The following is an 11820-nucleotide window of genomic DNA, read 5'->3' on the forward strand; positions in this document are numbered from 1 at the left end:
GACACATCCGTGAGCCCCGTTTCCAGAGTTTTCCATGTTTAGAGCACCTGCATCTGTTCGCAAAATTACCTCCGCAGCGATTGTGGTCCTTGCCATGCTGCCCGGCTTCTCGGTCGAGCAGGAGCTGCAACTCGACTACAGGATCAACGAGCACATCGTCCTGATCCCGGCCGGCCGCAATCATCAGGCGCGCCTGGAGACGACGGTGTTCCAGCCGAACGGTCCTGGTCCGTTCCCGCTGATCATCATCAACCACGGCAAGGATCCGGGTCACCCGAACCTGCAGCCGCGCGACCGTTTCTATCACATGGCCCACGCCTTCGTCGCGCGCGGCTATGCGGTGATGGTGCCGATGCGCCAGGGCTTCGCCAACTCGACCGGGCGCTACCGCGACCACGGCTGCGACATGACGGCCAACGGCTACACCCAGGCCGAAGACATCCGCGACACCCTGGAATACGCCCGCGAACAGAAATGGATCGACGCCGACCGCATCGTGGTCGCCGGCCAGTCCTATGGCGGCCTGGCGACGATGGCGCTGGGCACCGAGGAGCTGCCGGGCGTGCGCGGCCTGATCAACTTTGCCGGCGGCCTGCGCGACGACAGCAACGGCTGCGGCTGGCGCTCGGCCCTGGTCTCGGCGTTTGCCGAATACGGCTCGCAGAACAAGGTCCCGAGCCTGTGGATGTACGGCCAGAACGATTCGCTGTTCGGCCCCGAACTGGTGGCGCGCATGCACGACGCCTTCGAACAGGCCGGCGGCAAGGCCCGCCTGGTCGAGTACGCGGCTTTCAAGCGCGATTCGCACGGCATGCTGGCCAGCCGCGACGGCGAAAAGGTCTGGCTGGCCGACACCATGCAGTTCCTGGATCGCGTCGGCATGCCGACCAAGGTGATCTACAAGGTGCCCGAGCCGCCGATGCCGCAGCCGACCAATTTCGCCAAGGTCGGCGACGTCCAGGCCGTGCCCTTCCTGAGCGAAAACGGCAAGCGCGCCTATGCCGAGTACCTGACCAAGATGACGCCGCGCGCCTTCGCGGTGTCAAGCAGCGGCGCCTGGTGCTGGGCCGAAGAAGGCGAAGACCCGGAAGCCCGCGCCCTGGCTACCTGCTCGGCCAAGAGCGACAAGCCGTGCCGCCTGTACTCGATCGACGAGCATGTGGTGTGGAACCCGGACCTGGCGGAAAAGGCGGCGGTGACGGCGTCCAACACGCCGGCGCCGGTGGGCGATGGGGCCGGTACCGCGCAGATGGGTAGTACGGCGGCTGTCACCAACTAACATAAAACCATGTCATGCCGGGCATTGCCCGACCTGACTTCCCGCGAAGGCGGGAATCCATGCTGAGCCACTAGTCACGCGGCATATGGATTCCCGCTTCCGCGGGAATGACGTTTTGGGGTCGCTCAAGCTCCCCCACTAATACCAAAACGACAATGTAGAGCCCGCCACCCGAAATGGGAGAGCCACATGTCGTCCATCAACACCCTCTGCACCCGAGCGCTGCTGGCCCTGGCCTGCCTGCTGAACGCTGCGCCGGCCGGGGCCGCCAATAATCACCCGGTCGTGCTGGTCCACGGCTTCCTCGGCTTCGGGCCGGACACCTTTCCCGGCAACGGTTTCCTCTACTGGGGCGGCTATCACGACATCGCCGCCCGCATGCAGCTCTACAAGGGCCCGCATGCGGTCTACACGGCCGGCGTCGGCGCGATCAGCTCGAACTGGGACCGCGCCGCCGAGCTGTACGCGCAAATCAAGGGCGGCTGCGTCGACTACGGCGCCACCCACGTCGCCCGCTACGGCTATCCCGGCCAGGCGCGCCAGCCGCCCGGCAAATGCTGGGCCACCGATCCGAACAACAATCCGCATGACTATCCCCTCGCCTTCTACCCGCAATGGGATGCGGCCCACCCGATCCACCTGATCGGCCACAGCCAGGGCGGCACCACCATCCGCGCCCTGATCCAATTGCTGGAACATGGTTCGCCCGACGGCGACGAAGGCGGCGGCGAGCTTTACCGCGGAGGCAAGACCGGCTGGGTGAAGAGCGTGGTGACGATCTCGGCGCCGCACAACGGCACCACCCTGCGCGATGCGGTGCTGGACGTGCTGCCTATGCTAAAAAATGATCTGAGAAGCCCACTGCGCGACATCCTCGACAATCGCCTGGCGCACTGGGAACTGGCGCCGGACGGCGCGCGCGAATTCAACCGCTGGGCGCTGACCTCGCCCTCGGTCTATTATTTTTCGGTGGGGACGCAGGCGACGGTGGCCGGCCCCTGGTGCTGCAACGGCAGCGACCGCGCGGTCGCGCCGGTCCAGAGCAGCCAGTTCCAGTACCCGCGCGAGGACATGATCCCCTACTTCAAACTGTTCTCGGGGGAGCTGATCGTCGGCTCGCTGGCGCAGCCGGGCATGGGCTCATACACGCAGTCGGCGCTGGGCCGGGTGCGCATCGACAGCAGCTGGTTCGCCAGCGACGGCGTGGTCAACACGGTGAGCATGCGCGCGCCCGCCGGCCATCCGGCGCGCGACTACGACGGCAAGGCGGTGCGGGGCAGCTGGAATTTTCTCGGGACCTACGAGGGCTACGACCACTTCGATATCCTGAACTGGCCGAATCCGGGGCCGTCGGCGGATCCGGTGTATGACCGCATCTGCGACATTATTTTCGGCTTGTAATGCGTGGGCTCGGGGAGCCCACCCTACAAGCTCACGTAGGGTGGGCTCCCCGAGCCCACGCTTAACGCGGCAGCGTCCGCCCCCAGGTTTGCAGCTGCTCCACAGTAGCAGTCACCCCGCCGCACACGATCACCAGCACCCGCTCGAAGCGCGCCAAAGCCTCATTGGCGCGATAGGCCAGCGCCAGCGACGCCCCGCAGGCCGGCTCCACCACGATCCGGTGGTCGTCCATGAAACGCAGGCAGGCCTCGACGGCCTCGCGGTCGCTCACCATCGCCGATTCGACCGGATGGCGGCGCGCCAGTTCGAAGGCCTGTTCCGACACCTTGCGCGCACCCAGCGAGGTGGCGATGCTGCTGATCCCCGGCAGCTCGATCCGTTCGCCGGCCGCCAGCGAGCGCGCATACGAATCCGCGCCCACCGTCTCGACCGCGATCACCGGCACCGCATCGAGGCCATTGCGCGTCAAGCCCTCGACCACGCCGCACAGCAGCCCGCCGCCGCCCACCGACAGCACCACCGCGTCGGGCGTGAAGCCGGCGCGCGCCACCTCGGCTATCATCGTGGCGTGTCCTTCCCACAGCAAGGGATCGTCGAAGGGGTGAATGAAGGCGTCCGTGGCGCCCAGCATCGATAAGGCCAGCGCGTTCGCCTCCTGGAACGAAGCGCCGTGGACCACGATCTCGGCGCCCTCGCGGGCAATCAGCTCGCGCGCCCGCGCGCTGGCCGTTTCCGGCACCACGACGGTCACCGGCAGGCCGAGACGGCGCCCGGCATGGGCAGCGGCGATGCCCGCGTTCCCGCCCGAGGACGAGATGAACCGGCGCGCCCCGCGCCGCGCGTATTCCTCACAAGCGTGTCCGATACCGCGCAGCTTGAAGGAACCGGACGGCTGCAGCGCTTCCATCTTCAGCCACACGGATTGGCCGGCCCGCACCGGCATCGCGCCGGACTCGATCAGCGGCGTTTCGATGTGCAGCATCGTCAGATCGCCGAACGCAGGGTCCGCGCCAGGTCGGCCAGCCGGTAAGGCTTGTTGACGAAGGCGAAGTCGTTCAGGTCCTGGCCGTGTCTCTGCTTGAGCGCCGGCAGCGGATAGCCGGAAGCGAGCATGATCTTGGTGTCCGGATAATGGGTGCGCGTGTAGGCGGCCAGCTGCAGGCCGTCCATCCCGTTCGGCAAGACGACGTCGGTGAACAGGATGTCGACGTCACGCTGCTCCAGCACGTCCATCGCCTCGCGGCCGTTGGAGGCGGTCAGCACCTCATAGCCCATGCTGGTGAACAGCGAGGCCGCCACGTCCATCAGGTCGGGCTCGTCCTCGACGATCAGCACGCGCTCGACGTGGGGACGGCGGTCTTCCTGGGCCTCGGACACGACTGCCGGCAGGTAGATCGCGATGGTGGTGCCCTCGTCCGCCCGGCTCTCGATCACGACGTCGCCGTCCGACTGCTTGATGAAGCCGTACACCTGGGACAGGCCCAGGCCCGTGCCCTTGCCCACTTCCTTGGTGGTGAAGAAAGGCTCGAAGGCGCGCGACACCACATCGGGTGGCATGCCGGTGCCGGTATCGCTGACCGTCACCTTGACGTAATCGCCGGCCGGCAGGCTGCCGGCTTCGTGGTGGCCGAGCGTGACGTTGCGCGTGGCGATGACGATGCGGCCGCCGTCCGGCATGGCGTCGCGCGCGTTCACCACCAGGTTCAGCAGCGCCGACTCCAAGCGCGCGCTGTCGATCACGGCGCTGTGCGCCTTGCGGTCGAGGTCGACCTCGAACTCGATGGACGAATTGACGGCGCGCCGCAGCACCGGCTCGAAGGCGGTGATGACGCGGTTCAGGCTGCGCGTCTCGGCCTGCAACGGCTGCTGGCGCGCGAAGGCCAGCAGCTGCTGGGTCAGGCGCGCGCCGCGGTCGACCGCGCGCCGCATGCTGTCGACGGTGCGGCTGCTGCCGGCTTCGCCGCCGCGCTGCAGGGCCAGCACTTCCAGGCCGCTCGACAGGACCGACAGCAGGTTGTTGAAGTCGTGTGCAATACCGCCGGTGAGCTGGCCGATCGATTCCATCTTCTGCGCCTGATAGAGCGCGGCGTTGGCCGCTTCCAGCGCCTCGGCGGTGCGCTTCTTCTCGGTCAGGTCGCGGGTGATCTTGGCAAAGCCCATCAGCTTGCCGTCGTCGTCGTAGATGGCGTCGATGATCACGTGGGCCCAGAAGCGGGTGCCGTCCTTGCGCACGCGCCAGCCCTCGGCCTCGAAGCGTCCGGCGCTGCCAGCGGTCGACAGCGCGCGCTTGGGCACGCCGGCCTCCTGGTCTTCGGCGGTATAGAAGCGCGAGAAGTGGCTGCCGACGATCTCGTCGTGGGTATAGCCCTTGATGCGCTCGGCGCCCGAGTTCCAGTTGGTGACCAGGCCTTCCGGCGACAGCATGTAGATCGCGTAGTCGGTCACGCCCTGCACCAGCAGGCGGAAGCGCTGCTCGCTCTCGCGCAGCTTGTCCTCGGCGGCCTTGCGCTCGGTGACGTCGCGCGTGACCTTGGCAAAGCCGAGCAGCACGCCTTCCTCGTTGTAGATCGGGTCGATCACCACGTGGGCCCAGAAGCGGGTGCCGTCCTTGCGCACGCGCCAGCCTTCCGATTCGTACTTGCCCTGCTCGAGCGCGGTCTTGAGGGCGCGCGTCGGCAGGCCAGTGGCGCGATCTTCGTCCGTATAGAAACGGGAAAAGTGCTCGCCCAGGATTTCCTGCGCGACGTAGCCCTTGAACCGGTTGGCGCCCGCGTTCCAGCTGCTCACGTGCCCCTGCGGGTCGAGCATGTAGATCGCGTAGTCGTTGATGCCGGAGATCAGGTACTGGTAGCGCCGCTCATCCGACAAGACTTTCTTCCGCTGCATGTGTTCGCTCATGGCTAAACGTTCGTGTCGAGTGCACTAAAGTATTGATTCAAATCCATTTAATCATACACGGATGGCGTTGATCTTGTCCGCGCACGCTGTCATGGATTTCACATTCTTACCAGCCAGCAAATGTTGCAATATCGCTGCATCGTCAATATTGTCAAATGTCCTAAGGGAAGACCGCTATCTTTTTCATTGTAAAATGGTGGACTAGCAATTTACGATCGCGAATCCTCTCACACACATGAATCCGGCTCCTTCCGCCCCCGAACTCGACCTGTCCGCCTGCGACCGGGAGCCGATTCGCACGCCCGGCAGCATCCAGCCGCACGGCTTCCTGCTGACCCTGTCCGCCGGCATGGAAGTGCTGCAGGCCAGCGCCAACCTCGGCGACTGGACCGGCCATACTGCCCAGGCCGCGATCGGCCGGCCGCTGGCCGACGTGATCGGCGAAGGCGCTGCACTGCGCCTGGCGCCGGAGCTGGCGACCAAGCTGGGCCAGCGCCCCTATTATGTGGGGACCGTCACGACCGAGAACAACCGCCGTTTCGACGTGCTCGGCCACCAGTGGGACGGGGTCACCATCCTCGAGTTCGAGCCGACCGAGCGCGCCGCGACGGCCGACTTCCGCCACCTGTATTCGCTGATCGGCGACTTCCTCAAGAAGGTCAACAGCGCCGAAAGCGTGGAATCGCTGGCCCAGCTGGCCTGCCACCACGTGCGTTCGGTCACCGGTTTCGGCCGCGTGCTGGTCTACCAGTTCGACCGCGACGGCCATGGCCACGTGATGGCAGAAGCGAAGCAGGAAGACTACGCCTCCTACATGGGCCAGCATTTCCCGGCCTCCGATATCCCGGCCCAGGCGCGCCAGCTGTACGCGCTGTCGCCGATCCGCCTGATCCAGGACGCCACCTACACGCCGGCGCCGCTGGTGCCGAACACGAACCCCGTGACGGGCAAGGCCAACGATCTGTCGTTCGCGGTGCTGCGCAGCGTTTCGCCGGTGCACCTGCAGTACATGCGCAACATGAACACGCTGGCCTCGATGTCGGTGTCGCTGATGGTCAAGGGCAAGCTGTGGGGCATCATCTCCTGCCACAACGAAGGCCCGTCGCCGGTGCCCTTCGAGCAGCGCACGGCCTGCGAACAGTTGGGCCAGTTGCTGGCGCTATGCATCGAATCGCGCGAGGATGCCCAGGAACTGCAGTTCCGCCTCGAGGTGCGCCGCATCATGGTGACCATGCTGGCCGGCCTGACCCAGGGCAGCAACTTCGTCGAGAACCTGGCCAGCGTCTTCCCCGAGCTGCTGCGCTTTGCGCGCGCCACCGGGGTCGCGGTGGTGGTCGACGAGCGCGTGCTGACCTTCGGCGACACGCCCGAAGAGCAGGACGTCCTCGAACTGGTCGACTGGCTGGCGGTGCACGACCACGGCGACGTCTACCACACCGACAAGCTGTCCGCCGAATGGCCGGCCGCCGATAAGTTCATCCGCAACGCCAGCGGCCTGCTGGCGATGCCGATCTCGCGCATCCACAAGCATTACCTGCTGTGGTTCCGTCCCGAGTTCGTGCGCACCATCGAATGGGCCGGCAACCCGCACGACAAGCTGGTGCAGGCCAGCGCCGCCGGCCTGCCGCTGCAGCTGTCGCCGCGCACCAGCTTTGCCGCCTGGCGCGAAACCATCCACGGCACCAGCGTGCCCTGGCACAGCGGCGAGATCGAGCTGGCAGTGGAGTTCCGCACCGCCCTGCTGGGCATCGTCCTCGAGCGCGCCGAGCAGATGGCCGAACTGGCCGAAGAGCTGACCCGTTCGAACAAGGAGCTGGAAGCCTTCTCGTATTCGGTATCCCACGACCTGCGCGCGCCGCTGCGCCACATCGTCGGCTTCGCCGATCTGCTGATCGAGTCGGCCGGCAGCGAAAACGGCGAGATGCGCCAGCGCTTCCTGAAAAACATCAAGGACGCCGCACGCATGGCCGGCAAGCTGGTCGACGACCTGCTGTCGTTCTCGCAGATGGGCCGCGCTTCGCTGCGCCCGACCGAAGTCGACATGAGCGACCTGGTGGCCGCCTGCATCGACAAGCTGTCGCTGGAAACGCGCGGCCGCAACATCGAGTGGGACATCGCCCCGCTGCCGATGGTGTACGCCGACCCGGCCTTCCTGCACCTGGCGGTGTTCAACCTGCTGTCGAACGCCGTGAAGTTCACCGGCAAGCAGAACCCGGCCAAGATCCGCATCGGCTTTGAGGACACGCCCGACGAAACCATATTCCACGTTGCCGACAATGGCGCCGGCTTCAACATGGAGTATGTACATAAACTATTCGGCGTGTTCCAGCGCCTGCACCGTATGGAAGACTTCCAGGGAACCGGTATCGGCCTGGCCAACGTCCGCCGCATCGTCGAGCGGCACAATGGCAGGGTATGGGCCGAGTCGGTGCAGGGCGAAGGCGCGACCTTCTCGTTTGCACTTCCCAAATACGTACCGAACGACTGATATACACTGAAAGAATTCATGCTCAAGCCCATCCTTCTCGTCGAAGACAATCCGAACGACCTGGAACTCACGCTGATCGCGCTGTCTAAAAGCCAGCTCGCGAACCAGGTGATCGTGGTGCGCGACGGCGCCGAGGCGCTCGACTACCTGCACCGCCGCGGCGACTACGCCCAGCGCCCGGCCGGCAATCCGGCCGTCGTGCTGCTCGACCTGAAGCTGCCGAAAGTCGACGGCCTCGAAGTGCTGAAGGAAATCCGCACTACCGACGGCCTGAAACCGCTGCCGGTGGTCATGCTGACCTCCTCGCGCGAAGAACAGGACGTGGTGAACAGCTACGAACTGGGCGTGAATGCCTATGTGGTCAAGCCGGTGGACTTCACGGAATTCGTGCGCGCGATCGCCGACCTGGGGATCTTCTGGGCCGTGCTGAACGAACCGCCGCCGGGTTCGCAGAAATACATCCCGCCGACCAAATAAGGTTTAACGCGGGCACGGGGTGCCCGCCCTACGTTGCGCGCCGACGCAGCAAATGACGGATGCGCGCGCTGAGCGCATCCGGGTGGTAGGGTTTCTGCAGCAGGTTGACGTTCGCTTCCATCTTCCCTTCGTGCGCCAGCACGCCTTCCGCATAGCCGGAGGTGTACAGGATCTGCGCCTGCGGCAGCAGCGCGCGCACCGTTTCCCCAAGTTGCAGGCTGCTGACCGGCCCCGGCATGATGACGTCGCTGAACACCAGGTCGATCTGCTCGCCGCTCTCGACGATCCCCTTCGCCACCGCCGCATCCGGCGCCTCCAGCACGCGGTAGCCGAGCGCCGACAGGATGCCGCAGGTGGCGCTGCGCACGTCTTCTTCGTCCTCGACCACCAGGATGGTCTCCGGCCCGCCCATCAGCGGCGCCGCGGCCACGTCCTCGGCCGCTGCCGGCTCGGCCTCGCTGCGCGGCAGGTAGATGCGCACGCTGGTGCCCTTGCCCGCTTCGCTCTTCAGCACGATCTCGCCGCCCGACTGCTTCACGAAACCGTAGGCCATCGACAGGCCCAGGCCCGTCCCCTGCCCGGTCGGCTTGGTGGTGAAGAAGGGTTCGAAGGCGCGTTCCAGCACGTCCGGCGCCATGCCGTGGCCGGTGTCGGCGACTTCGATCAGCACATAGTGCCCGGCGGCCAGCGACGGCGGCAGCAGCGCGCTGTCCGGACCAACGTTGGCGGCGCGGATGGTCAGGGTGCCGCTGCCGGCCATGGCGTCGCGCGCATTGATGGCCAGGTTCAGCAGCACGTTGTTCAGCTGGTTCGGATCGACCAGGGTGCTGCCCAGGCGGTGTTCGATCTCGGTGACGACGCGGGCGCGCGGCCCGAGCACGCGGCGCATCATGTCGTCCATCTCGCGCAGCAGGTGGCCGGGATTGATCACCACCGCCTGCAGCGGCTGGCGGCGGGCAAAGGCCAGCAGGTGCGAAGACAGCTTGGCGCCGCGCTCGACGCCGGCCAGGGCGGTATCGACGCGCGACTTGCCGGCGTCGTTCATGCCGCCTACCAGCTTCAGCAGCTGCAGGTTGCCGCCGATGATCTGCAGGACGTTGTTGAAGTCGTGGGCCACGCCGCCGGTCAACTGGCCGATGGCTTCCATCTTCTGGGCCTGGAACAGCGCCGACTGGCTGGCCGCCAGCTGCTCCTGGCTGTGGCGCAGGGAGACGAAGGCGGCGTCGCGCTGGCGCCGCGCGATGAAGGCGTCGCTGTGGTAGCGCACGCGCGCCACCAGTTCGCGCGGATCCGGCCACTTCACGAGGTAGTCGTTGGCGCCGACAGCGAAGGCCTTGGCCTTGACGTCGGGGTCATCCTCGGACGACAGCACGATGACCGGAATGTGTTCGGTGTCCGGGTCGGCGCGCAGCCGGCGCGTGACTTCCAGGCCGTCGATCTCCGGCATGCGCAGGTCGACCAGCACCACCGTGGCGCCGATCTCCTTGGCCAGCACGACCGCCATCTGCGGCTCGCTGGCATACCGCAGCGTATGCGGTGCGCAGGCTTTCAGGCCGTGGGTGATGATGTCCTGGGAAAAGGATTCGTCGTCTATGAGGAGAACCGAGCAGCGGCTGGAGTCGTCTTGGGTCATTGCAAAGCGGTGAGGAGAAGTGGGCGACCCGAATTGCAAAATAGGAAGGCTTGATTTTACACCCAAGAATAATCGCCGAGCATTATTTCTTACAATGAAGCCCCAGTTTTTTGTCGAATTTGAGGGATCGTCGGCGAAAAGATTGTAAATACCAGCTATCAGCGTTGCTTCTTTTTATTCGACGTAAACGTGCGAGTGTAAAATCCCGGCGGCTTTTTGGCCACCCAGCCGATGAAGGAGCGGATGTCCTCATGGCCCTGCAGGGCGTCCCATGTGTGATAGGCGCGCAGCAGTTCCTTTTCGGAAAAGGTCGCGTGGATCTTGCGGTGGCAGACCTTGTGGATCGCGAACTGCTCCCTGCCCTTGAGCGACTTGGGGATCAGGTGGTGGCGGTCGATGTTCTCGCCGCCCAGCGGCCGGCCGCACAGGGGGCACAGGCCGTCCTCGGCGGGGGCCGGGGACGGCTCGGGGTAATCGGGGATGCGGGAGCGGCGCGCCATCCTCCCCATATCGAGGCGGGCGCCGCGGTTTAAAGACTTTCCTTATCCGCGCACGAGCGCCGCAATGGCGTTGCCTACCTCGACCGTGCTGGCGTCTCCGCCCAGATCGCGCGTGCGCGGCCCCGTGCGCAGCACCTCTTCGATGGCGGCGAGGATGGCGTCGTGGGCCTGGCCGTAGCAGGCCGGCACGTTGGCGCCGGCCGCCAGGAAGGCCAGCATCATCGCGCCCGACCAGATCATCGCGATCGGATTGGCGATGCCCTGCCCGGCGATGTCCGGCGCCGAGCCGTGCACCGGTTCGAACAGCGAAGGGAATTTGCGGTCCGGGTTCAGGTTGCCGGACGGCGCCAGGCCGATGGTGCCGGTGCAGGCCGGGCCAAGGTCGGACAGGATGTCGCCGAACAGGTTCGAGGCCACCACCACGTCGAAGCGGTTCGGCTGCAGCACGAAGCGCGCGGTGAGGATGTCGATGTGCTGCTTGTCGACCGTGACCTCCGGGTACTCGGCATGCATCGCATCGGCGCGGCCGTCCCACCACGGCATGCTGATGGCGATGCCGTTCGACTTGGTGGCCACGGTCAGGTGCTGCTGCTTCCGCGCCCTGGCCAGCTCGAAGGCGTAGCGCAGCACGCGGTCGGTGCCATGGCGCGTGAAGACCGACTCCTGGATGACCATCTCGCGCTCGGTGCCCGGGAACATGATGCCGCCCAGGTTGGTGTACTCGCCCTCGGTATTCTCGCGCACCACGAAGAAGTCGATGTCGCCCGGCTTGCGACCCGCCAGCGGACACGGGACGCCCTCGAACAGGCGCACCGGGCGCAGGTTGATGTACTGGTCGAACTCGCGCCGGAACTTCAGCAGCGAACCCCACAGCGAGACGTGGTCCGGCACCGTGGCCGGCCAGCCGACCGCGCCGAAATAGATCGCGTCCATCTCCGCCAGCTGGGCTTTCCAGTCGGGCGGCATCATCTCGCCGGTCTTCAGGTAGTAGTCGCAGCTGGCCCAGTCGAACTGCGTGACTTCGAGCTCGAGGCCGAAGCGTTCGCTGGCGGCGGCCAGCACCTTCAGGCCTTCGGGCAGGACTTCCTTGCCGATGCCGTCGCCCGGGATGGCGGCAATTTTGAATGTGTGGGTCATGGTGATG

9 protein-coding genes are annotated in these 11820 nt (G+C 65.9%); 4 read left to right on the forward strand and 5 right to left on the reverse strand.

Annotated features, from left to right (window positions below; translation table 11 throughout):
* Positions 1 to 94 precede the first annotated feature (94 nt).
* Both AC07PE_RS01260 and AC07PE_RS01265 read left to right on the forward strand, forming a co-directional pair.
* A complete protein-coding gene (locus AC07PE_RS01260; protein ID WP_498760844.1) occupies positions 95 to 1279 on the forward strand; it encodes a dienelactone hydrolase family protein in 1185 nt (394 codons plus the stop codon).
* Between the two features lie 189 nt (positions 1280 to 1468).
* Positions 1469 to 2680: an esterase/lipase family protein gene (locus AC07PE_RS01265; RefSeq protein WP_498760846.1), complete on the forward strand. Its 1212-nt coding sequence runs from the start codon at positions 1469 to 1471 to the stop codon at positions 2678 to 2680.
* Positions 2681 to 2741: 61 nt separating this feature from the next.
* Here AC07PE_RS01265 and AC07PE_RS01270 read toward each other — a convergent pair whose 3' ends face one another.
* Both AC07PE_RS01270 and AC07PE_RS01275 read right to left on the reverse strand, forming a co-directional pair.
* A complete protein-coding gene (locus tag AC07PE_RS01270; RefSeq protein ID WP_498760848.1) occupies positions 2742 to 3662 on the reverse strand; it encodes a pyridoxal-phosphate dependent enzyme in 921 nt (306 codons plus the stop codon).
* A 2-nt stretch (positions 3663 to 3664) separates the two neighbouring features.
* Positions 3665 to 5566: a hybrid sensor histidine kinase/response regulator gene (locus AC07PE_RS01275; protein WP_498760850.1), complete on the reverse strand. Its 1902-nt coding sequence runs from the start codon at positions 5564 to 5566 to the stop codon at positions 3665 to 3667.
* A 247-nt stretch (positions 5567 to 5813) separates the two neighbouring features.
* Between AC07PE_RS01275 and AC07PE_RS01280 the strand changes: the two genes are divergently transcribed.
* On the forward strand, positions 5814 to 8066 hold the full coding sequence (locus AC07PE_RS01280; protein WP_498760852.1) for an ATP-binding protein: 2253 nt from the start codon (positions 5814 to 5816) through the stop codon (positions 8064 to 8066).
* Between the two features lie 18 nt (positions 8067 to 8084).
* Entirely contained in the window at positions 8085 to 8543 is a 459-nt protein-coding gene (locus AC07PE_RS01285; protein WP_498760854.1) for a response regulator, read from the forward strand.
* A 28-nt stretch (positions 8544 to 8571) separates the two neighbouring features.
* Here AC07PE_RS01285 and AC07PE_RS01290 read toward each other — a convergent pair whose 3' ends face one another.
* The 3 genes from AC07PE_RS01290 to AC07PE_RS01300 all read right to left on the reverse strand — a co-directional run bounded on the left by AC07PE_RS01290 (position 8572) and on the right by AC07PE_RS01300 (position 11813).
* The gene (locus tag AC07PE_RS01290) at positions 8572 to 10176 is read right to left on the reverse strand and encodes a response regulator (protein ID WP_498760856.1); all 1605 of its coding nucleotides are present in this window, start codon (positions 10174 to 10176) and stop codon (positions 8572 to 8574) included.
* 158 nt (positions 10177 to 10334) lie between these two features.
* A complete protein-coding gene (locus tag AC07PE_RS01295; RefSeq protein ID WP_498760858.1) occupies positions 10335 to 10676 on the reverse strand; it encodes an HNH endonuclease in 342 nt (113 codons plus the stop codon).
* 42 nt (positions 10677 to 10718) lie between these two features.
* Positions 10719 to 11813: a tartrate dehydrogenase gene (locus tag AC07PE_RS01300; RefSeq protein ID WP_498760860.1), complete on the reverse strand. Its 1095-nt coding sequence runs from the start codon at positions 11811 to 11813 to the stop codon at positions 10719 to 10721.
* Positions 11814 to 11820: the final 7 nt, after the last annotated feature.

The organism is Telluria sp. GW821-FHT07G12 (genome assembly GCF_059418525.1).

Bases quoted from the DNA above. Each gene is read 5' to 3' on its own strand.
- AC07PE_RS01260 (WP_498760844.1), top strand. From the start codon at position 95: ATGCTGCCCGGCTTCTCGGTCGAGCAGGAGCTGCAACTCGACTACAGG.
- AC07PE_RS01265 (WP_498760846.1), top strand. From the start codon at position 1,469: ATGTCGTCCATCAACACCCTCTGCACCCGAGCGCTGCTGGCCCTGGCC.
- AC07PE_RS01270 (WP_498760848.1), bottom strand. From the start codon at position 3,662: ATGCTGCACATCGAAACGCCGCTGATCGAGTCCGGCGCGATGCCGGTG.
- AC07PE_RS01275 (WP_498760850.1), bottom strand. From the start codon at position 5,566: ATGCAGCGGAAGAAAGTCTTGTCGGATGAGCGGCGCTACCAGTACCTG.
- AC07PE_RS01280 (WP_498760852.1), top strand. From the start codon at position 5,814: ATGAATCCGGCTCCTTCCGCCCCCGAACTCGACCTGTCCGCCTGCGAC.
- AC07PE_RS01285 (WP_498760854.1), top strand. From the start codon at position 8,085: ATGCTCAAGCCCATCCTTCTCGTCGAAGACAATCCGAACGACCTGGAA.
- AC07PE_RS01290 (WP_498760856.1), bottom strand. From the start codon at position 10,176: ATGACCCAAGACGACTCCAGCCGCTGCTCGGTTCTCCTCATAGACGAC.
- AC07PE_RS01295 (WP_498760858.1), bottom strand. From the start codon at position 10,676: ATGGCGCGCCGCTCCCGCATCCCCGATTACCCCGAGCCGTCCCCGGCC.
- AC07PE_RS01300 (WP_498760860.1), bottom strand. From the start codon at position 11,813: ATGACCCACACATTCAAAATTGCCGCCATCCCGGGCGACGGCATCGGC.